This is a genomic window from Roseimicrobium sp. ORNL1, assembly GCF_011044495.1.
In the GTDB taxonomy this organism is placed as follows: Bacteria; Verrucomicrobiota; Verrucomicrobiia; order Verrucomicrobiales; family Verrucomicrobiaceae; genus Roseimicrobium.
This window is the reverse complement of sequence record NZ_CP049143.1, coordinates 7,828,394-7,847,262: the sequence shown is the minus strand read 5'-3', so window position 1 is coordinate 7,847,262 and position 18,869 is coordinate 7,828,394. Positions and strand designations below refer to the sequence as shown.

General features: G+C 60.7%; 19 protein-coding genes. 7 read left to right on the top strand and 12 right to left on the bottom strand.

Translation table 11 applies throughout. The features are described from left to right. Nucleotides 1-178: 178 nt before the first annotated feature. Nucleotides 179-1,507 (bottom strand): hemolysin family protein, encoded by a 1,329-nt coding sequence (locus tag G5S37_RS31765; protein ID WP_165210996.1) that lies wholly within the window; start codon nucleotides 1,505-1,507, stop codon nucleotides 179-181. A 140-nt stretch (nucleotides 1,508-1,647) separates the two neighbouring features. Further along, nucleotides 1,648-3,198, bottom strand: coding sequence for a 2,3-bisphosphoglycerate-independent phosphoglycerate mutase (gpmI, locus tag G5S37_RS31760; RefSeq protein WP_165210993.1), 1,551 nt, complete (start codon nucleotides 3,196-3,198; stop codon nucleotides 1,648-1,650). Between the two features lie 174 nt (nucleotides 3,199-3,372). Between gpmI and G5S37_RS31755 the strand changes: the two genes are divergently transcribed. The 3 genes from G5S37_RS31755 to G5S37_RS31745 all read left to right on the top strand — a co-directional run bounded on the left by G5S37_RS31755 (nucleotide 3,373) and on the right by G5S37_RS31745 (nucleotide 4,811). Next, nucleotides 3,373-3,642 (top strand): hypothetical protein, encoded by a 270-nt coding sequence (locus tag G5S37_RS31755; protein WP_165210990.1) that lies wholly within the window; start codon nucleotides 3,373-3,375, stop codon nucleotides 3,640-3,642. 123 nt (nucleotides 3,643-3,765) lie between these two features. After that, on the top strand, nucleotides 3,766-4,659 hold the full coding sequence (hisG, locus tag G5S37_RS31750; RefSeq protein ID WP_165210987.1) for an ATP phosphoribosyltransferase: 894 nt from the start codon (nucleotides 3,766-3,768) through the stop codon (nucleotides 4,657-4,659). A gap of 47 nt (nucleotides 4,660-4,706) precedes the next feature. Further along, the gene (locus tag G5S37_RS31745; protein WP_113959210.1) at nucleotides 4,707-4,811 is read left to right on the top strand and encodes an AURKAIP1/COX24 domain-containing protein; all 105 of its coding nucleotides are present in this window, start codon (nucleotides 4,707-4,709) and stop codon (nucleotides 4,809-4,811) included. A gap of 139 nt (nucleotides 4,812-4,950) precedes the next feature. Here the strand turns inward: G5S37_RS31745 and G5S37_RS31740 are convergent, their stop codons facing one another. From G5S37_RS31740 to G5S37_RS31705, 8 genes are all read right to left on the bottom strand, one after another. Beyond that, nucleotides 4,951-5,289, bottom strand: a complete 339-nt coding sequence (locus tag G5S37_RS31740) for a DUF5615 family PIN-like protein (protein ID WP_165210984.1) — start codon at nucleotides 5,287-5,289, stop codon at nucleotides 4,951-4,953. A 3-nt stretch (nucleotides 5,290-5,292) separates the two neighbouring features. Continuing rightward, nucleotides 5,293-5,625 (bottom strand): DUF433 domain-containing protein, encoded by a 333-nt coding sequence (locus tag G5S37_RS31735; RefSeq protein WP_165210981.1) that lies wholly within the window; start codon nucleotides 5,623-5,625, stop codon nucleotides 5,293-5,295. Nucleotides 5,626-5,690: 65 nt separating this feature from the next. Next, a complete protein-coding gene (locus G5S37_RS31730; protein WP_165210978.1) occupies nucleotides 5,691-6,362 on the bottom strand; it encodes an HAD family phosphatase in 672 nt (223 codons plus the stop codon). Nucleotides 6,363-6,420: 58 nt separating this feature from the next. After that, entirely contained in the window at nucleotides 6,421-7,386 is a 966-nt protein-coding gene (locus tag G5S37_RS31725; RefSeq protein ID WP_206026245.1) for a metal ABC transporter permease, read from the bottom strand. Continuing rightward, the gene (locus G5S37_RS31720; RefSeq protein WP_165210975.1) at nucleotides 7,383-8,873 is read right to left on the bottom strand and encodes an iron chelate uptake ABC transporter family permease subunit; all 1,491 of its coding nucleotides are present in this window, start codon (nucleotides 8,871-8,873) and stop codon (nucleotides 7,383-7,385) included. Before G5S37_RS31720 ends, G5S37_RS31725 begins: the two co-directional genes overlap by 4 nt. A gap of 13 nt (nucleotides 8,874-8,886) precedes the next feature. After that, nucleotides 8,887-9,669, bottom strand: a complete 783-nt coding sequence (locus G5S37_RS31715) for a metal ABC transporter ATP-binding protein (RefSeq protein WP_165210972.1) — start codon at nucleotides 9,667-9,669, stop codon at nucleotides 8,887-8,889. 10 nt (nucleotides 9,670-9,679) lie between these two features. Next, nucleotides 9,680-10,495, bottom strand: a complete 816-nt coding sequence (locus G5S37_RS31710) for a transporter (RefSeq protein WP_165210969.1) — start codon at nucleotides 10,493-10,495, stop codon at nucleotides 9,680-9,682. Nucleotides 10,496-10,504: 9 nt separating this feature from the next. Then, entirely contained in the window at nucleotides 10,505-11,440 is a 936-nt protein-coding gene (locus G5S37_RS31705) for a zinc ABC transporter substrate-binding protein (RefSeq protein WP_165210966.1), read from the bottom strand. A 109-nt stretch (nucleotides 11,441-11,549) separates the two neighbouring features. Between G5S37_RS31705 and mntR the strand changes: the two genes are divergently transcribed. After that, the gene (mntR, locus tag G5S37_RS31700; protein WP_165210963.1) at nucleotides 11,550-11,993 is read left to right on the top strand and encodes a transcriptional regulator MntR; all 444 of its coding nucleotides are present in this window, start codon (nucleotides 11,550-11,552) and stop codon (nucleotides 11,991-11,993) included. Nucleotides 11,994-12,019: 26 nt separating this feature from the next. Here the strand turns inward: mntR and G5S37_RS31695 are convergent, their stop codons facing one another. Together G5S37_RS31695 and G5S37_RS31690 are read right to left on the bottom strand one after the other, a co-directional pair. Beyond that, nucleotides 12,020-12,829 carry a hypothetical protein gene (locus G5S37_RS31695; protein WP_165210960.1) on the bottom strand — a complete coding sequence of 270 codons (810 nt, stop codon included), beginning with the start codon at nucleotides 12,827-12,829 and terminating at the stop codon, nucleotides 12,020-12,022. Nucleotides 12,830-12,839: 10 nt separating this feature from the next. Then, nucleotides 12,840-14,087: a sialidase family protein gene (locus G5S37_RS31690; protein WP_165210957.1), complete on the bottom strand. Its 1,248-nt coding sequence runs from the start codon at nucleotides 14,085-14,087 to the stop codon at nucleotides 12,840-12,842. A 164-nt stretch (nucleotides 14,088-14,251) separates the two neighbouring features. Between G5S37_RS31690 and G5S37_RS31685 the strand changes: the two genes are divergently transcribed. The 3 genes from G5S37_RS31685 to ilvD all read left to right on the top strand — a co-directional run bounded on the left by G5S37_RS31685 (nucleotide 14,252) and on the right by ilvD (nucleotide 18,824). After that, nucleotides 14,252-14,950 (top strand): carbonic anhydrase, encoded by a 699-nt coding sequence (locus G5S37_RS31685; RefSeq protein WP_165210954.1) that lies wholly within the window; start codon nucleotides 14,252-14,254, stop codon nucleotides 14,948-14,950. Between the two features lie 116 nt (nucleotides 14,951-15,066). Further along, complete coding sequence (locus G5S37_RS31680) at nucleotides 15,067-17,004, top strand: hypothetical protein (RefSeq protein WP_165210951.1); 1,938 nt, start codon at nucleotides 15,067-15,069, stop codon at nucleotides 17,002-17,004. Nucleotides 17,005-17,099: 95 nt separating this feature from the next. Then, the gene (gene ilvD / locus G5S37_RS31675) at nucleotides 17,100-18,824 is read left to right on the top strand and encodes a dihydroxy-acid dehydratase (RefSeq protein ID WP_165210948.1); all 1,725 of its coding nucleotides are present in this window, start codon (nucleotides 17,100-17,102) and stop codon (nucleotides 18,822-18,824) included. Nucleotides 18,825-18,869 lie beyond the last annotated feature (45 nt).

Genomic DNA, 18,869 nt, shown 5'->3' with positions numbered 1-18,869 from the left:
GACGTTAACTAATCGGATCTGTGAAATTGGACGAACCGCCGGAACGAATTGTTCAGGCCATTGCAGCCGGACAGCCGGATGGATACGCAGTTAACTCAGCAGGAATGACATGCATCCACTGCTAAAGAAATTGCTTGGCTCTACGCCGAGGTTTCGCCCAGCCCCGAATTTGCGAACCTCAATTCGCAGCCGGAGCCGGGGGCGGCGTCACCGCCCGGATGACCACCTTGTCGATGCGGTGGCGATCCATGTCCACCACCTCGAAGCGGTGTCCAGCATGCTCGAACCCCTCGCCCTCCTTGGGCAGGTGGCCCATGCGATGGATCACGTAGCCAGCCAGCGTGCGGTACTCGCTGTCTTCGATTTCCACGGCAGGCAGCTCGAAACCAATCGCCTGCGCCACTTCCTCCACGTCCATGCGCGCATCGGCAATCCAGGAGCCGTCGGACTGTTTCCGGATCTGGGCGTCATCCGCTTCCAGCGTATCAGGCATCGCGCCCATCACGGCTTCCACCATGTCGTTCAAGGTAATAAGGCCTGATACACCACCAAACTCATCGACCACCAAAGCGAGATGACGGCGGAGTTTGCGGAACTCCTCGATGATGCGCGGGCAGCGCATGCCCTCCGGCACGAAGATGGGCTGGAGCAACAGGGCTTCCAGATCCGTCTTGGCATCGCCACTGTGCAAGTTCGCCCAGAGAGACTTCACCGAGAGCATGCCCAGCACATTGTCACGCACCTTGCGATGCACAGGAAAATAGGAGTGGCCGCTCTCGGCGATTTTCCGGAAGTTGTCTTCATTGGAGTCGCTCAGATCAATCCACACGATCTGGTTCTTCGGCGTCATCACATCTGCCGCGACGAGATCATCCAGTTCGAGCACGCCCTCCACCATGCGCTGCTCGCCGGGCTTGAAGACACCGGACAGCGTGCCCTGATGGATCATGGCGCGGATTTCCTCCTCGGAAACGCCGGGTTCCACAGCGCCCTTCGCCCCGAGCAGGCGGGCGATGACCTCGCTCGACTTGTCCAGCAGATGGACCATGGGCGAGGTCCATTTCGAAAGCAGGTTCATGGGCGGCGCCAGACGCGCCGCCGAGCCCTCCGGCGACTGGATGGCGAGGCGCTTCGGCACCAACTCCCCGATGACCACGGAAAGGTAGGTAATGCCGCTCACCACGATGACCGTGGCGAGGGTGGTGGCCCATTCATTCAACCACGGCACCTGCTGGAGCACCGGCGCGAGCTTCGCAATCAGCGCCGCACCGGACATGGCGCCGGCCAAGGTGCCCACGAGGGTGATGCCCACCTGCACCGTGGACAGGAAAGTGCCGGGATTCTCCGCGAGCTGGAGCGCCGTCACGGCCCCTTTGTTCCCTTCCTTGGCCAGCACCTGCAGGCGCGCCCGGCGGGAGGAGACGACGGCGATCTCCGCCATGGCGAACACGCCATTGGCAAGGAGAAGCACAAACAGGACGGCGAGTTCAAAGGCGATGACAGTCATGAGATGAGGCAGACAGGAAGGAAACTCTTCCCGGCGCCCTCGTTAGACAGCGCCGGGCACAAAATGTTGGCCTGCCGGGATCCAAAAATCCCGGCAGCGCTTGATGGAGAACGTTTTGGGCCAAATGCCCAGACTTCGCCCTAGCTCCGGCGCAGGAGCGACTTGCCGGTCATTTCGGCAGGCTGCGGCACGCCCAGCATTTCCAGCAGGGTGGGGGCCACGTCCGCCAGTTTGCCATCATTCACCGAGAAGAGGTGGGCGTCCTTGGCCACATACACGCCGTGCACCAGATTGGTGGTGTGGGCGGTGTGCGGCGTGCCATCTGGATTGCGCATCGTTTCGCAGTTGCCGTGGTCGGCGGTGATGAAAAGTTTGCCGCCCAGCGCGAGGGTCTTCTCCACGAGAAGCTGCACGCCAAGGTCGATGGTCTCTACCGCATGGATACCGGCCTCCACCACGCCTGTGTGGCCCACCATGTCCGGATTGGCAAAGTTCACGATGACGAGATCGTAGTTCTCCAGTCGGCGGTACACTTCGAAGGCCACGTCCGGTCCGCTCATTTGCGGCTTCTTGTCATACGTGGGCACTTCCTTCGGGCTGATGGCGAGGTAGCGGTCTTCACCCGGGAAGGGCGTTTCCACACCACCGTTGAAGAAGAAGGTCACGTGCGGGTACTTCTCCGTTTCCGCGGAGCGGAGCTGCTTCAGCCCGGCGGCAGACACCACCTGGCCGAGGATGTTATTCATGCTCTCTGCCGTGAACACCACCTTCACGCCGAACGCCTCATAGGTGGCATCATATTCGGTGAGGGTGTAGTACTCCACCTTCGGCTGGACCTCGCGGTCGAAGCCCTTGAAGTCGGGATCGAGGAAGGCCACGGAAAGCTGGCGCGCGCGGTCTGCGCGGAAGTTGAACCAGAAGATCACATCGCCATCGCGCACTCGTTGTTCATTCGCGTGGCTGAAAATGAGCGGCGGCAGGAATTCATCGCCGCGCGTTTCAGTGGCGTATGTCTGCTGGATGGCTTCGCTCGGCTTGTTCGTCTTCACCTCGCCGCGACCCAGCACGATGGCATCCCACGCGAGCTTGTTGCGCTCCCAGCGTGTGTCGCGGTCCATGGCGAAGTAGCGACCGATGACGGTGGCGATGTTCGCGCCACTGGCTGCGAGATCTGTTTCCAGCTTGGCAAGGTAACCCGCGCCACCCTTCGGCGAAGTGTCACGGCCGTCCGTGATGGCGTGCACCATGATGTCATTCACCCCGGCGGCCTTCGCGGCATTGCAGAGGGCCACGAGATGATCCTGATGGGAATGCACCCCGCCATCGCTCACCAGGCCGAGGAAGTGAATGCGCTTGCCCTGTGCCTTGCTCAGCGCGTCCTGCAGCACGGGATTCTTCGCCAGTTCACCTTCACGGATGGCTTTGTTGATGCGGGTGAGATCCTGGTACACCACGCGGCCCGCACCCAGGTTCAGGTGGCCTACTTCGCTGTTGCCCATCTGGCCGTCCGGCAGACCCACGTCCTCACCACTGCCGCTGACCTTGCCCCACGGATAGGTGGCGTACAGGTGATCGTGGAAGGGCGTGCGCGCCAGCAGGGTCGCATCGCCATTGTCCACGGCCTTGGCTTTGCCGCCGGGATTGATTCCCCAGCCATCGCGGATGATCAGAACAACAGGTTTCTTGGGCATGGTGATATGAAAAGGGTTACGGTCGCCGTGCGATCCTCGTGAGGGAGGTGGCGAGCTGTTTCCATGCCTGCAAAGAGCCCGGAATCAAGGGGAACAGCAGAGAGACAGGGAACTCCCCGCCCACGATACAAGACCCCGTGGTTGCCCCGATCGAATGTGGCACTACACTTCATCATGCCAGAAGGTCCGGGCAAGAAGACGAACGCTGCGGTGACATGGAGCGTCATCGTCTCCTTCATCTTGGTGGCTTACATGCTCTCTCCAGGGTTGTATTGGGCGGGCCACGCACGCTGGGGATGGAAGGCCACCCCACTCTCCGTGAAGACCTACAGTACCCTCTATTACCCCCTGGTTCGCCTCGCACAGGGCTTCGCACCCGCAGGCAGATTCTACGACTGGTACTTCAAGTGGTGCTCGGGAGAGAAACCCAAGATTTCACCCTGATTTTCAAAGGGCGACACCACCTGCGCGCACTTCTCAACGGAGGAGCGGCACATCCCGCCATTTTTTCCCTCGCCAAGCGGGACCACCCGTGTATTCTGCGCGCCCCTTTTTCCACAACACGCGATGGCGGACAACAGCACCCAGAAGAACATCCTCCGGCTTGGACTGCCCAAAGGCAGCCTCCAAGAGCCGACCTTGGACCTCTTCAACCGTTCCGGGTACAACATCATCGTCAACAGCCGCTCCTACCGCCCCAGCGTGGACGATCCAGAGCTGGAAATCCGCCTGCTGCGCGCCCAGGAAATCGGCCGCTATGTGGACCATGGGTTCCTCGACTGCGGGATCACCGGCAGGGACTGGATTGCAGAGAATGCCGCTGATGTTGAGGTAATTACGGACCTGCGCTACAGCAAGGCCACCTCCATGCCCACCCGCTGGGTGCTGGTCGTTCCCGAGGATTCGCCCATCAAGACTGTCAAGGATTTGCAGGGCAAGCGCATCGCGACGGAGGCCATCGGCCTGACCCGCGCCTACCTCGACCGCAACGGCGTAGAAGCCGAGCTCGAATTCTCCTGGGGCGCCACGGAAGTGAAGGTCCCCGAAATGGTGGATGCCATTGTGGACATCACCGAGACCGGTTCCTCCCTGCGCGCGAACAAGTTGCGCATCGTGGACACGCTGATGGAGAGCTACCCGCAATTCGTCAGCAGCAAGCCGGCGTACGCGGACTCCTGGAAGCGTGAGAAAATGCAGCGTCTCGCGATGCTGCTGAACGGCGCCCTCGAGGCCCGCTACAAGGTCGGCGTGAAGATGAACCTGCCGGAGCACAAGCTGGAGAACATGCTCCACGCGCTTCCTTCCCTGCGCCGTCCCACCATCTCCCAGCTCGCCGGCGGAGGTTGGGTGGCCATCGAGACCATCATTGACGAATCGGTGGTCCGTGAAATCATCCCCCAGCTCAAGGCGCTCGGCGCAGAGGGCATCATCGAATACCCTCTGAACAAGGTCGTGCACTGACCTGCACATCCCTTTTCTTCTAACCAAACCAAAGACAAACACGAAACATGGGCTCGCTCAAGAAGCGTCGTAAGACGAAAATCAACAAACACAAACGCAAGAAGCGCATGAAGGCCAACCGCCACAAGAAGCGCTTGCGTTACAAGGCGTAGCCCGCCTGGGACGCACGCTTTTGCTGCAGTCCCGCGTGTTGCCCTCCCGACAGCTTTTCTTCAAAGCGTGCTGCCTCGCTGCGGGCGGCACGCTTTGTTGTGCCTGGATGAAACTGGCACCAGCCACTATTCCGGCGCATCAACTTGGTCGATTCACTCGGACCAACTGGCTTCGCATTCCCTCCACCGCACAAACGGCGTCACGGACTCGTTGAGCTTGGCCAGAAAAATCGGCGTCCACGGTGCAGACAACGATACCTGCATGATTGGGGTGCCGGCGGTGTAGTAAAATGAAGTCGCGACGGTTCAGGGTAACTACAATTCGTCCGACATTGGTCGCGTAGTCTAGGACTTCTTCGTCTGGAATCGCCTGATTTGCCTGGCCCGCATCATGCGAAGTCAGCACATCATGACCAAGCGCTCTTAGGTGTTCAACTACCTGCAGCGGGAAGTTTTCGTTCGCATAGAAGGAGGCCATGTTTCAGACCTCATTCTCGGTGATGTCCTTATCGATTTCCTCCTGATGTGAGCGCACATACGCCCACGCTTGGCTGAGATCTTCCGCCCGTAGCGCGGGAAAGGCGCGAAGAATTTCACTCTCGCTCATACCCTGTCGACGAGCAGCTTCCAGCGTCCAGACCGGCACCCGCGTGCGTGCCAGCCGGGCCGAACCCCCGCAAATCCCCGGTTCTTGTTCGATGCCAGGAAAAGCATCCCCAAGATCTGTCACCAGCCATTGCAGCACCAACGCCTTCTCCGCTCGGGAAAGCTTGGGCAGGATCTGGCTTGCCTCTTCGAGCAGGGCCGTGGACATGCAAAAACAGTGCCTCAACTCCACTTGTATGGCAAGCGCCACTATGTATTGCGCGCCCAGCGCACCTACCGCTGAATCCCCAGTGCCCCCAGCAGGCTGCCCACGGTCGCACCATCCAGATTCGGCAGCGCGATGTCTGCATCCGTGAGCGTATGGCGCGGGTGCGTAGTGGCCACGCCCACGACCTTCATGCCAGCGCGCTTGCCGGCTTCGATTCCCACGTAGGCATCTTCGAACACGATGCAATGCTTGGGCTCCCGCTGAATGGACTCGGCTGCTTTCAGGAAGACCTGGGGGTCAGGCTTGCCCATGGTGACATCATCCCCCGTGACCACGCCTGTGAACAGCTCCGTCAGGCCAAGCATCTCCATGATCAGGTCGATGTTGTCCCTCGGTGTGGATGAGCCCACGGCGGCGGGAATGCCAAGGCTCTGCAACTCCTCAAGCAGGTCGCGAACGCCAGGCAGCGCTTCAAGCCCGTCGCGACGCAGGATATCGCGATACAGCTCTTCCTTGTGATTGCCGAGCCGCGTGATGGCTTCCTCGTCGCTCCCAACCGCAAAGCCGAACCACTCCGGGATGATCTGCTGGTTGCGCATGCCAAAGGTACGCTTGAAGAAGTCATCCGGCATGTCACGGCCCAACTCCTCAAAGAGGAGTCCCCAGCTTTCCTCATGCTGGGCATGAGAATCGATGACCACGCCGTCCCAGTCGAAGATGAATCCCAGATGCTGCATGCGGCATGGAGCACGCAGAGGCGCAGGATGCAAGCGCCAGTAGACGGCGGCAGCGCAGCTATTCCGTCACGGCGCCGGCCTGTGGCTCATCCTTTTCCAGTCCGCCTTCTCCTTCCCTAGCCCCCAAGCGACGGCGGAGCACCCCATGCGGCCCAAACAGCCACGCCAGAACAAACAGCCCCGTGCCACTCACCACCACCGCCGCGGCCATGGAACTGCCAATCCACAAGCTCAAGTGCAGACCGAGCACCGCGCTGAGAGCCGCGAAGAGCACGCTGAGCCACAGGCACACGGAGAGCCGGGTGCTGATGAGTTGCGCGGTGGCTCCCGGTAGGATGAGCGTGGCAATCACCAGAATGGCGCCCACGCTTTCAAACGCGGACACAATCACGATGGAAAGCACCGCCATGAGCGCGAGATGGATGAACTTCGGCGGGAATCCCAACGACGCGGACAGGGACGCATCAAACGAACTGACGAGCAGCTCCTTGTAGAACAGCGTGATGAGCAGCACTACGACGATCGCTACGCCTCCCATGACGAGCACCTCCGGCGGTGCGATTTCATTCGCGCCGCGGCTCAGGTAGCTCAGCTCTCCATACAGCACGCAGTCGGTGTCCAGATGCACGCGTGACGCGAAGACATTGATGATCACCACGCCCAGTGCGAACAACGTGCAAAACGTGATGCCAATCGCCGCGTCCGCCTTGATGCGGGAGCGCGTGTGAATGAACTCGATCAATACCGTAGTTAGAAGACCCGCTCCCAGCGCGCCGGCGAACATGATGGGTACCGAAAGGGCACCCGTAAACAGATACGCCACAGCCAGTCCCGGCAGCACGCTGTGACTGATGGCATCTCCTACCAGCGCCATGCGTCGCAGGATCAGATAGTTTCCCACGAGGCCACACGTTGCTGTGACCAGGAAGGCCATGAGCACCATCCAGCCATAGGTATCGATCGAGTCCGTCCATGGCGACACCACCACGCGCTCGAAGTCGAATACTGGAATGAGATTGGTCATGAGGACTTGTACCCAGTGAGTTCCGAGCGCGGTTGCGGTGCGCTCTCTGCATCGCGCACCCCAGGAATTTTGCGACCGTGCGGATCGGTCTGGGGAAAGGCCAGCTTGCGCTCAAGTTCGCGCACCGCATCGGCACCGAGAATGTGCTCAATTTTTTCCGCCTCATCATGCACGTGATCGGACTCGAACTGCATGACGTTTGTGAGATACAGCTCCCACAAGCGGTGATTACGCACGATGGCCTGCGCCTGCTGCCAGCCTTCCGGGGTGAAGTGCACATCGTTACCGCCCGAACTCAGCGTGGCCAGATGTGCGCGCTCCAGTTCCAGCGCGCGATGGCGGCTTTCCTCAAGCGTCTCCCTCCGCAATTGCGCGAGCTCCAGAAGCGACACGGACTCCCCGTGGAACTGGCGGTTTTCCAACACTCGGTGCATGGCCTTGAGTGTGTTCTCCCGCTCCGTGCGCAGGCGGCGTGAGCGCTGCCGCCACAGCCGGATGAGCCAGCCGTGACGCGGACTGAAGAAGAAGGCTGCCATGAAAAACATCGCGCCCGCGAGCACCATGAAGGGACCCGTGGGCAGATTGTTCCCCAGGAACGAGAAGAACGCTCCCAATGCCGCGGTCAGCAGACCAAAAATCGCCGCGTAGATCAGCAGCCGATGCATACGATCCGTGAGCAGATACGCCGTAGCCGCCGGGATGATGAGCATGGCCGAAACGAGCACCACGCCCACCGCCTGCATCGCCGTCACCACCGCAAAGGAGGTGAAAAGCATAAGCGCATGATGCAGCCAGCTCATGGGCAGCCCGAGCGTCTCTCCATACCCCCGATGGAAACTCAGCGTGAGCAATCCCCGATAGCACACAACCAGGAACACGAGTGACACCAGCGTGGTGCCAGACAGCAGCCACAAGTCCCCCTCAGAGATTGCTGCCGCCTGTCCAAAGAAGAACTTGTCCAGCCCGCTTTTGTTCCCTGTGGGCAGCTGTTGGATCATCGAGACCAGGCACAGGCCAATCGCGAAGAACGAGGAAAGCACCAGGCCCAACGCTGTGTCCTGCTTCAGCTTGGTGGTGCGTGTGATGACATTTACCGCCAGCATCGCCACCCCACCCACCAAGGTGGCGCCGATCAGAATCGCCACGGGATCCTTGGTCATGTTCCACATGAAACCGAGAGCCACTCCCGGAAGCACTGCGTGGGATAGGGTGTCCCCAACCAGGGAAAGGCGGCGCACCACGATGAATCCTCCCAGCAGACCACAATTCAACCCCAGCAGCATGCAACCCGCCAGTGCCACGCGCAGGCCATCGTCACGAAAAGTAAAAAATCGCAGTGCCTGCTCCCACGCGTTGGTCTCAGTGACATCCCCAATGCGCGCAGCGTGCGCCGGGCTCGCGAACACCATGACGAGCAGCAGCAACACCAGCGCCGGAATCTTCTTTCCGTGCCGTGCGAAGCTGGATATGACACCCTGATGGTTCATCTCATTCGGCGGGTCAGCCCCGCTCTCCTCTCTCGGTGCGGGCTAGTTCGCTCGTGACGTCGCTCAGGAGGGTAAGCTTGCCGCCGTACGTCTTTTGCAATAGCTCCGCGGTGAATATCTGCTCCGTGGGACCAGTGGCCACCACTCGCATGTTCAGCAGCACCAGCCGGTCGAAATATTCCCGTGCCGTGGTGAGGTCATGATGCACGACAAGAATAGTCTTCCCGCGTGACTTGAGCTCCTGCAGCAGCGCGATGATGGCACGCTCTGTGGCCGCATCCACGCCGGCGAAGGGTTCATCCATGAGATACAAGTCACTCTCCTGTGCCAGCGCCCGCGCGAGGAACACCCGCTGCTGCTGACCACCGCTGAGATTGGAGATCTGCCGTTGGGCAAAGGGCAGCATGGACACCTTGTCGAGCGCTTCCCGCGCCTTCTCACGGTCCTCCTTCCCGGGCCGCTTGAAGAGCCCCAGCCGCCCGTACCTGCCCATGAGCACCACGTCCATGACGTTCACGGGGAAATCCCAGTCCACCTCTTCGCGCTGCGGTACATAGCCCACCCGCTTGCGGGCATCCTTGAAGGACTCCCCGAAGATCTTCACCCAACCGCTCGAGAGCGGCAGCAGCCCCATCACGGCACGGATGAGCGTGCTCTTCCCCGCACCGTTGGGACCGATAAGTCCCACGAGCGAGCCTTCCGGAATCTGCAGGTCCACACCGTAGAGCACCGGCTTCTTCTGATAAGAAACCGTGATGTCGTGAAGCTCCAGTGCTGGGGTCTTGGATTCGCTCATTGAAAGTGTGTTAATGCCTCCAGGAGAAACCTACGAAGGCGCCAAAGTCTTCTGCTGCATCATTCACGCCAACCGCGGCGCCAGCGTCCAAAATGAAATCGTCCGAAACAGCATAAGTGACCCCCGCTTTCGCATACCCCTCCCACGAAGCCTCCTTGCGCGTGGTGGCCACGCTGATGAATTCCACAAAGGATCCCCAGCGCTCCGAAAGCTCATATCCCAGGGTGACGGTGTTGATGAAATCCGCCTCGTAGTCGCCGCGAATCTCATCGTGCACGAAATCCACCTCTGCCATGGCTGCCAAGCTCAAGCCATCGAAGAGGTCCACGGCCACCGGCACGATCAAGCCGCCCTCGACCTTGTCATTGCCAAGATCGTGGCTTGCCGTGGGCACCTTGATGAAAGGCATAATGGCCAAAGCGGAGCTTCCATCGCCTTGATCATTGCCCCACAGGTTCCACTTGAAGCGCACCTGCAGATCGCCAATGCCGCCTTCGTCAACGCCGTCGCCACGCACATGCTCATAGAAGGGCACCACGAGTTGCAGGTCCGTGCTGTTCGTCAGACCCAGCTTGAAGTTGGACTCCGCAAAGGTGAGGCCTTCCACACCGCCATCCTTGGCAAAGCCGAACAACGTCGACTCCACCTGAAAGTGACCCGCATCCACCGAGTACGCGCTCTCGGTGGTGTCCGGGCGATCCGTGCTCATCTCGCGCATGTGTTCGCGTGGCGTGGGATTGAAGAGCGTGTAGCCGGATTTGTCGTGGGGTTCGAAGGCAAGACACACCACCGGGAAGAAAGACAGAGACAAGAGAAAGGCTCTCATGACAAATGCCTACTTCAGCGCCTCCACCACGGTATGCACGTTGCTCTTGATCATGCCGACATAGGTCCCCTGATCGACCTTCTCCCCACCGACCTCCTTCAGTTCTCCCGGAGTGCCCAGGGCGTCTGAGAATAGCTCTCCACCGATCTTCGCACCGCTGTCCTTGCTGATGCGCTCAATGGTGGCGTGGGGGACGGAGGACTCCACAAAGATGGCCTTCACGTTCTTGCTCTTGATGAAGTCCACCGTCTTGGCCACGTCCGCGAGGCCCGCCTCGCTCACCGTGGAGATGCCCTGCACCCCGACGACCTGGAACCCGAAGGCATCGCCGAAGTACGCAAAGGCATCGTGGCTGGTGATGAGCACCCGCGACTCAGGCGGGATCTGCCCCACGCGCTCCTGGCACCATTCAAAGGCTGCCTTGTAGTTCGCCTTGGTGTCCGCACCGCGCTTGGCGTAGTCAGCGGCATTAGCAGGGTCCACTTCGCTCAGGCCCTTCACCGCCACATCCACGCACAGCAGCCACAACCGTGGATCACCCCAGATGTGCGGATCGTAGTGACCGCCGTCTGCATGCTTGCGATTGCCTTCATTGATGGCGGAGGCCAGCTCATACACTTTTCCGCCGTCCTTCTTCGACTTCTCAAAGAGTTCCGCCATGCGTCCTTCCAGCATCAAGCCGTTGTAAAAGATTGCTCCGGCTTCGCGCAGCTTCCGCGCGTCTTCCGCGGTCGGCTTGTACAAGTGTGGATCCACGCCCGGCCCCATCAGTGCCTGCACACGCACGTGATCCCCGCCGATTTCCTTCACCATGTCCGTGATCATGGTCGTGGTGGTCACCACGGTGAGCTTCCCATCGGACTGCTTCGGGGCTGACGGTTTGCACGCTGCCAGCACCAGCCCGGCGAGCGCGGCCAGTGTTGGGAGAAGAGAAGAGTATTTCATGGTGTTAACAGAGTTAGTCCAGACTAACTTTCTTGGCAAGGGCTTAGTTTGTTTCGTTCCTGTTGAACATCGCGTCACTTTCGCCGAAGCTCCTGCCAGCCCCCGAAGAATGCCCGCCGCCCGCAAAACCACTCCAGCCAACGGCCAGTCCCGCGCCAGCGAGGACTGCCTGGAGCAGATCTATAACCTCATCGAAACCAAGGGCTACGCCCGCGTGGTGGACATCGCTCGCAATTTGGGGATTTCCCAGGCCAGCGTGACGAACATGATCCAGAAGCTGGATGCCGAGGGCTGCGTGATCTACGAACGCTACCGCGGTGTCACCCTCACCCCCGAAGGAAAAAAAGTCGGCCAGGCCATCGCCCGCCGCCATGACGTGCTCTCACGCCTGCTCACCGGCTTCGGCCTCGATGCGGAGACCGTGCACCGCGACGTGGAAGGCATGGAGCACCACATGAGCAAGAGCACGCTGAAGGTGCTCACGCTGATTCTTGAGGAGCTCGAGGGGAATGCGGAGCTGCTGAAGAAGCTGAAGCGGCGCATGGATTCCTAGCCCGTGCCGTGCACACCTGCGGAGTGCTAGCGCTCATTGGCGAGTCCTGGAAGAGCCTCCTCCGCGAGCCACTTCCGGATGGTCTCCTTCTCGAAATCGGCGAACTCATGCTTGGTGCCCGCCATCATGCTGAGGTGCATGCTGGCGCCATGGGCAAGAAACTCCTTCGCCGCACGCGGCACCACCCGAAGTAGAGAACTTTTCTCTCCCATCGCGAGATACGCGAATTTCCCGGTGCAATCTGGATACTCGCCCTCGGTGACGTCCCATCCCCCGCCTTCCACCAGGATGAAGATGCCAAAGAAGGACGCAAGCCCCGGCCCTTCGCCAGGTGTCACCTTTAACTTCAGCATCCCGTCGATGGCGTGGGCACCGTTGCTGAATCCAGCGATGATGCTCCGGCGTCGATCCAGATTGGGGATGCGCCGGTGAATCTCCTCAAGCATCGTTCGATGGTATTTCCAGATGGCGGGGAAGTCTCCCACGAGATGGGGTGTCGATGGTTGATTCGCACCGAGCGGGAAGGGCAATCCGACGGTGACGAAATCTCCCTCTGGCAGAAACGGCGTCTGGGGTTTGTTCCCACCGTCACCCCCTTCCAGCCAGACCACGAGCGGATAGGATTTATCCGGGGCATAGTTCGCCGGCAGTTTGATCTCGCAGCTTGATGCCTGGTCGTGTCGGTCGTGTGGAAGCTGGGGAAATGGCAGCGTCAGCGTGCTGCCCGGGAGCAAATCTGCCCCTGAAACAGGGCCGCCTGTCAGCAATAGCAATGGCAACAGCAGCACAGGCAGGGCGAGGACAACGGATCTCTGAGCGAAGGACAAGCACGACATGGGAAGCGGCTCACTTCTGCACCTTCTTGTCCAGCTCCTCCAGCTTGAAACGCACACTCACAATCCACGGCATTTCGCCTTCGCCCCAGTGGCCGTAGGTGGTGGTGACAAAGGTGCCATCCGGCAGCAGTTCCACGCCGGGATACGTGCAGTCGGCGCCCTTGGTATTATCCATGAAGCGGATGCGGTATTGCCCTTCGTTGCCCTTCACGATGTCATCATAGGTGCCCACCCAGCCGACCCAGTCACCCTTGGTGGGACTCACATGCGTGGTATCGCGGAAGCTGATGAAGAGCCGTCCGTCCGGCGCATACTTCGCGACGTGGCGATCCCCCGTGAGCGCGGCGGGCAATTCCTTCGGCTCCGTCCATGTCAGGCCCTCGTCATCGGAGAAGATGACGAAGGAGTTGTACTTGCGGCTGTTCTCCCGCAGCAGCACGGCGATCTGCTGTCCGTCCGGAGAGCGCAGAACCCCAGGCTCACAGAGGCTGGCATCCGGCAGCATGGCAATCGGCACCGGCACACTCCACGTGAGGCCCCCATCCTTGGAGAGCGTCGTGTACACCCAGAAGCGCCACGGCTTTGCCGCAGAGGAAGTATGGTCGGTTTGCGGACCTTTGACACGGAACTTGTCCTCCATACCGCCTCGGATAAAGCGTCCATCATCATGGAAGAAGGCCAGGTAGTAGCCGGGTGTCTTCAGCCCAATCACCGTCGCCATGGTCACCACACCACCGAAATCACCGATGGGCTTCAGCTCGCTCCAGTTCGCACCGTCATCCTCCGTCACCGCCATGCGGATGGGATAGAGCCCGCTGAACATGATGATGCGCTTCTTCCCTGCCGCATCCACCACGCGGTGCAGCGTGGGCACTTCCAGGGAAGTCTCCCAGCTCTTCGGCGTAGGCAGCCGGTCACTCCAGGTCAGGCCGCCATCTGTGCTGCGCTTGTACACAATCGCCCCGCGCCCGTGACCTTTCGGGTACACGATGAGCATGGTCTTGTTGTCCTCCAACAGAAGCGTGGTCGGGTGGCCGAGGTATTGGCCGGGTTCCTTGTCCACCACGACCTGCCGTTCCTTCTCTCCACTGATGTCCACAATTGGAATCGTGTAGCCCGGAGGAAGCTTCGTCTTGAGATTCTTGGGCGGCACCAGCGTGGTGTCCTTCTTTTGCGACGGGGTCTGCTGGGCGAAAACTCCCGTGGAAAGGCAACAACCCACGACCAGAAACGAGGCGGAGAAGAGGAAGCGCTTCATGATGCAGCTAACGCTCAGTCACCTCCAGTTTGCGCAAAAGGTGGGAAGTTGAATTGAATTTCCGCTCAGGACCGGTTGGAAAAAAATCACCATTTAGCGCTGGCGGTTCCGTCGCTTGCGACGAGATCCGCATTGATCCCATTTTGCGCCACACCTCGTCCGTCATGAATACCAAACTTTCGATCCTCACCGCCACGATTACCCTCGGCGTCGTCATTGCCGCCTCCATTCCTGCGAAGGACCCGGCGCCCGCTCAATCCGCTCCCACCGTCACCGCAGCAGAGGCGCTGACCCGGCTCAAGGACGGAAACGCCCGTTTTACAGAGGACAAACTCAAGCATCCCAACCAAAACAGCACCGCCCGGACGGAACTCGCCAAGGGCCAGCGTCCTTTCGCGATCATCCTCGGCTGCGCAGACTCCCGCACTTCTCCCGAGGTGGTGTTTGATCAGGGGCTGGGTGACCTCTTTGTCCTGCGCGTCGCGGGCAATGTGCTCAACGACGAAACGATCGGCAGCATCGAATTCGCCGTGGAAGAACTCGGCAGCCCGCTCATCGTCGTACTCGCCCATGAGCGTTGTGGCGCCGTGAAGGCCGCGCGCGATACCATCGCCGCCAAGGGCACGGCACCGGGGCACATCCAGTCCCTCGTGAAAGCCATCGCACCCGCCGTGGCCACCACCGCCGACGCCGATGCCGAAGCCACCGCCAAGGCCAATGCGCTCCACGTGGTCAAAAGCCTTCGCGAGGCCGAACCCTTCCTGAAGGAAAGAGCCGCCGCCAGCAAGCTCACCATCGTGGCCGCTCACTACGACCTCGACACGGGCAAGGTGGAGTTCCTCAGCGAAACTCCCACGAAGTAACCTGTTTGTCCGAAGGTAATTCGGATTGTCGACGCAAAGGCCTTGTGCGTGGTGCGCCCTGAGTTCTACACTCAGCGAGCTGCATGAAGCACAAGGCCTTTTTTCATTGCCACTCCATGGCAGGTCGAGCATGCAAAGCGGGCTATCGAGCCTTGCTTCCAGCCATCGCTTTTTTGGTCGCTGCACCCACCCACGGAGAAGCAACGCCGCAACCGATCGTGGAGGTGCGACAACGCATCATCCGCGCGCCTGAGTCTGCGATCATTGATGCGGTGATGAAACATGGCCAGGGAACTGCGTTCGCCGCAGAAGTGCAGCGCATGGTCACGGCGGGGGAAGCGCGTGAGGTATCCAAACTGGTGGGCGCCACGCAGGGGGATTCGCCACTCCAGATGGAGATGGGCAGAACGATCAAGTGGGCGTGGGAGTGTGCTGAGAACGAGGATAATTTCACCTCAACTCCCTTCGGCTTCTTTCACATGCTAATCGGTTCCTCACTGGAGGTCACCGCAGGGAAAAGTTACGCTGTCAGGGACGAGCCAGGGACAGGGCTGACTTGGACCACACGTTTCTCTCCGCGAGATCCGACGACACTTGAGTGGCCGCTTGTCTGGCCATCCAAAAAGGAAGCTGGAGCAGGCGTCTTCAAGCAGCAGGACATCTATGAAGAAACCCTGACGGTGATCGGTTGGGCACCGGTGTCCGGCTCGTCCGTGTTGGGATTCATGCGTCCGGCGGATCATGTGGAGATGGGCTCGCAAAGAGAGGCGGTGCTCGATGTGATCCTGGCGGAAGCACACCCCCAGAGTGCCCCGGCTTCCAGCAACCACCCTGCCACAGAGTCCCTCGCGAATGTGATGCTGCTGGGCCTTGGTGTGAGCGCAGAAGATGCGCAAAAGCTGCTCGCGAGTCGTGACACCTCGTCCGATCACGCGTTGTTGAAGGATCTCCTGCAACGACAGCGCGCCGGCAAAGCCGCGTTGCGTGTGGTCGCGGGTCTGCAGGCCACCAACCCTGTCTACGGCTCCGATCTCGAATCGAGCAGGCGGCACAGCAGGCCTGATGACACCATCGTGTTTCCCACCAGTTGGGAGTTCGACAATGGCGTCGGAACCCGGCTTCGCATCCAACGGGAGGCCATTCGCACTCTCGTGCTGGACCTCATGCAATCGCCGTGCCCGCCTCGCCGACAAACATGGCAGTGTGCGAAGGACTCCCCTGAGATGACCATCTGGCGCCCCCAGTTCTACGAACAGTCAGTGAAGACCGCCACCACCATCCCAGCAGATGGTGTCTCACTCATCGCCGTCATCCGCACCCCCGAATGCCTGAAGAACGGAGAAGGACTGGCGCCGGGTGAAACGATGCTCCTGTTCGCCAGGCTGGATGAGACAGCGGCAGGCACGAAAGACATCGCGCCGGAGGCCGCAATTCAACTAGAAGGGGAAGCCATGGTCTTCGACGTGCCGGCCTCGGAGTCCGGTTCCTGGGAGGCCAAGGTGTCAGCCGCAGAAGACCAAACCCGCTTTGAAAAGCTGCTGTCACGGGTCAAAGATGGCTCCGCCTCGTTGGCTGGGCATGCAGCCGTGAAGACGCTGCCAGGCAAAGAGGCGAGTGCGCGCATGGAGTACCTCATGGAGTATTGCTCCGAGGGAGGACCGGTGGAGGAAATACCCGGGCGCTTCTGGCCGGGAGCCATGGGGATGATCCCGGTGGGCACCTCGTGGACGATGACCGGTGAAGTACCGTCTCCCGCAAGCCCATTCGACTTCTCCGCGGCGCAGTCTGCCACTTTGACCTACAAGCTGAGCCACGATGCCGCCCTGCCCCGCCTGCCCACCTTGGATGAAACTTTGAAGCACTTCCCCAAGGTCGAGGGCACCGTAGATGAAGGCAGCCCTCCCGATCCCGTGGAATTCAATGCCACCTGGGAGGGCAAGACACAGGTGAAGCCGGGACAGGCCGTCTGCCTGGGTGTCCGCAAAGTCCCCGGAAGCGACGGCAGCAAGGTGCATGTAGCCTTTGTCAGGGTGGCGCTGAAACCCATTCGGTAGGCCGCCCGTCGCCTCGCGAGTGCTTGCACGCCGGACGAATCGCCCCATCTTACCGGCCCAGCCTAGCCCAGCTCACGCTCACCCACCCATTCCCCATGTCAGCCCGAACCAAATCCGCCGCCAAGTCCGACCTGCATCGCAAGCATTCCGCCATCGTGGTGGATGGAGTGGAGCGTGCCCCGAGCCGCGCCATGCTGCACGCCGTCGGATTCAGCCGGGCGGACTTCAAGAAGTCCCTCATCGGCGTGGCCTCCACCTGGAGCATGGTGACGCCGTGTAACATGCACATCGACCGCCTGGCCAAGGAGGCCGCGAAGGGCATTGATGCCGCCGGCGGGAAGTCGATGATCTTTAACACCATCACCATTTCGGATGGCATCAGCATGGGCACGGAGGGCATGAAGTACTCCCTCGTTTCCCGCGAAGTGATCGCCGACTCCATCGAAACCGTGGTGGGTTGCGAAGGCATGGATGGCTACGTGGCCATCGGCGGCTGCGACAAAAACATGCCGGGCTGCATCATGGCCATGGCCCGACTGAACCGCCCGAGCGTCTTCGTCTATGGCGGCACCATCCTTCCCGGCTGCGTGGGTCCGGAGAAAAAGGACGCGGACATCGTGACCGTCTTCGAAGCCGTGGGCAAGCACGCCAACTGCCAGATCAACGACAAGGAACTCATCGACATCGAGGAGCACTCCATCCCCGGTGAAGGCTCCTGCGGCGGCATGTACACGGCGAACACCATGGCCAGCGCCATCGAAGCGCTCGGCATGAGCCTGCCGAACAGCGGCGCCCAGTCCGCCGTGGGTGATGACAAGCTGATCGACTGCTTCGACGCCGGCGCCGCCGTGCTGAACATGATCAAGCTAGGCATCACCCCGCGCGACATCATGACGAAGGAGGCGTTTGAGAATGCCATCACGCTCATCATCACGCTCGGTGGCTCCACCAATGCCGTGCTGCACCTCATCGCCATGGCGCACAGTGCCGGCGTGAAGCTCACGATCGATGACTTCACCCGCATCGGCAAGAAGACCCCCGTGCTGGCCGACCTGAAGCCGAGCGGCAAGTACTTCATGAATGACCTCGTGAAGATCGGCGGCACCGTGCCCCTCATGCGCATCCTCGTGGAAGAGGGGCTCATGCATGGCGACTGCCTCACCGTGACGGGTCGCTCCATGAAGGAGAACCTGAAGAAGTCCAAGATCGTCTACCCGAAGGACCAGACGATCGTGCAGCCGCTCGACAAGCCGCTCAAGAAGGACAGCCACCTCGTCATCTTCCGCGGCAACATGTGTCCCGAAGGCGCCGTGGGCAAGATCAGCGGCAAAGAAGGCCTCCTCTTCTCCGGCAAGGCCATCGTGTTCGACAGCGAAGAGAAGGCACTCCAGGCCATCCTCAATGACAAGGTGAAGAAAGGCCATGTGATCGTCATCCGCATGGAAGGACCGCAGGGCGGCCCCGGCATGCGCGAAATGCTCTCTCCTACCAGTGCCATCATGGGCAAGGGTCTCGGCAAGGACGTCGCCCTCATCACCGACGGCCGCTTCAGCGGTGGCAGCCACGGCTTCGTGGTCGGCCACGTGACTCCGGAAGCTTATGTGGGCGGCACCATCGCCATCGTGAAGAATGGCGACCCCATCACCATCGATGCGCAGAAGCGTGAGATCACCCTCGGCGTTCCTGCCAAGGAAATCGCCGCCCGCCTCAAGGCCTGGAAAAAGCCCAAGCCCCGCTACACCCGCGGCATCCTGGCGAAGTACGCCGCCACCGTGAAGAACGCCAGCCAGGGCGCAGTGACGGATTTGGATGTGGTGTAATCTGCCTGTTCCATCGAGAACTTCTGAAAACCAAGCATCGGTCCC

What these genes read in the sequence shown, in the direction of transcription:
- G5S37_RS31765 (WP_165210996.1), bottom strand. Translation starts at nt 1,507, where the DNA reads ATGACTGTCATCGCCTTTGAACTCGCCGTCCTGTTTGTGCTTCTCCTT.
- gpmI (WP_165210993.1), bottom strand. Translation starts at nt 3,198, where the DNA reads ATGCCCAAGAAACCTGTTGTTCTGATCATCCGCGATGGCTGGGGAATC.
- G5S37_RS31755 (WP_165210990.1), top strand. Translation starts at nt 3,373, where the DNA reads ATGCCAGAAGGTCCGGGCAAGAAGACGAACGCTGCGGTGACATGGAGC.
- hisG (WP_165210987.1), top strand. Translation starts at nt 3,766, where the DNA reads ATGGCGGACAACAGCACCCAGAAGAACATCCTCCGGCTTGGACTGCCC.
- G5S37_RS31745 (WP_113959210.1), top strand. Translation starts at nt 4,707, where the DNA reads ATGGGCTCGCTCAAGAAGCGTCGTAAGACGAAAATCAACAAACACAAA.
- G5S37_RS31740 (WP_165210984.1), bottom strand. Translation starts at nt 5,289, where the DNA reads ATGGCCTCCTTCTATGCGAACGAAAACTTCCCGCTGCAGGTAGTTGAA.
- G5S37_RS31735 (WP_165210981.1), bottom strand. Translation starts at nt 5,625, where the DNA reads ATGTCCACGGCCCTGCTCGAAGAGGCAAGCCAGATCCTGCCCAAGCTT.
- G5S37_RS31730 (WP_165210978.1), bottom strand. Translation starts at nt 6,362, where the DNA reads ATGCAGCATCTGGGATTCATCTTCGACTGGGACGGCGTGGTCATCGAT.
- G5S37_RS31725 (WP_206026245.1), bottom strand. Translation starts at nt 7,386, where the DNA reads ATGACCAATCTCATTCCAGTATTCGACTTCGAGCGCGTGGTGGTGTCG.
- G5S37_RS31720 (WP_165210975.1), bottom strand. Translation starts at nt 8,873, where the DNA reads ATGAACCATCAGGGTGTCATATCCAGCTTCGCACGGCACGGAAAGAAG.
- G5S37_RS31715 (WP_165210972.1), bottom strand. Translation starts at nt 9,669, where the DNA reads ATGAGCGAATCCAAGACCCCAGCACTGGAGCTTCACGACATCACGGTT.
- G5S37_RS31710 (WP_165210969.1), bottom strand. Translation starts at nt 10,495, where the DNA reads ATGAGAGCCTTTCTCTTGTCTCTGTCTTTCTTCCCGGTGGTGTGTCTT.
- G5S37_RS31705 (WP_165210966.1), bottom strand. Translation starts at nt 11,440, where the DNA reads ATGAAATACTCTTCTCTTCTCCCAACACTGGCCGCGCTCGCCGGGCTG.
- mntR (WP_165210963.1), top strand. Translation starts at nt 11,550, where the DNA reads ATGCCCGCCGCCCGCAAAACCACTCCAGCCAACGGCCAGTCCCGCGCC.
- G5S37_RS31695 (WP_165210960.1), bottom strand. Translation starts at nt 12,829, where the DNA reads ATGTCGTGCTTGTCCTTCGCTCAGAGATCCGTTGTCCTCGCCCTGCCT.
- G5S37_RS31690 (WP_165210957.1), bottom strand. Translation starts at nt 14,087, where the DNA reads ATGAAGCGCTTCCTCTTCTCCGCCTCGTTTCTGGTCGTGGGTTGTTGC.
- G5S37_RS31685 (WP_165210954.1), top strand. Translation starts at nt 14,252, where the DNA reads ATGAATACCAAACTTTCGATCCTCACCGCCACGATTACCCTCGGCGTC.
- G5S37_RS31680 (WP_165210951.1), top strand. Translation starts at nt 15,067, where the DNA reads ATGGCAGGTCGAGCATGCAAAGCGGGCTATCGAGCCTTGCTTCCAGCC.
- ilvD (WP_165210948.1), top strand. Translation starts at nt 17,100, where the DNA reads ATGTCAGCCCGAACCAAATCCGCCGCCAAGTCCGACCTGCATCGCAAG.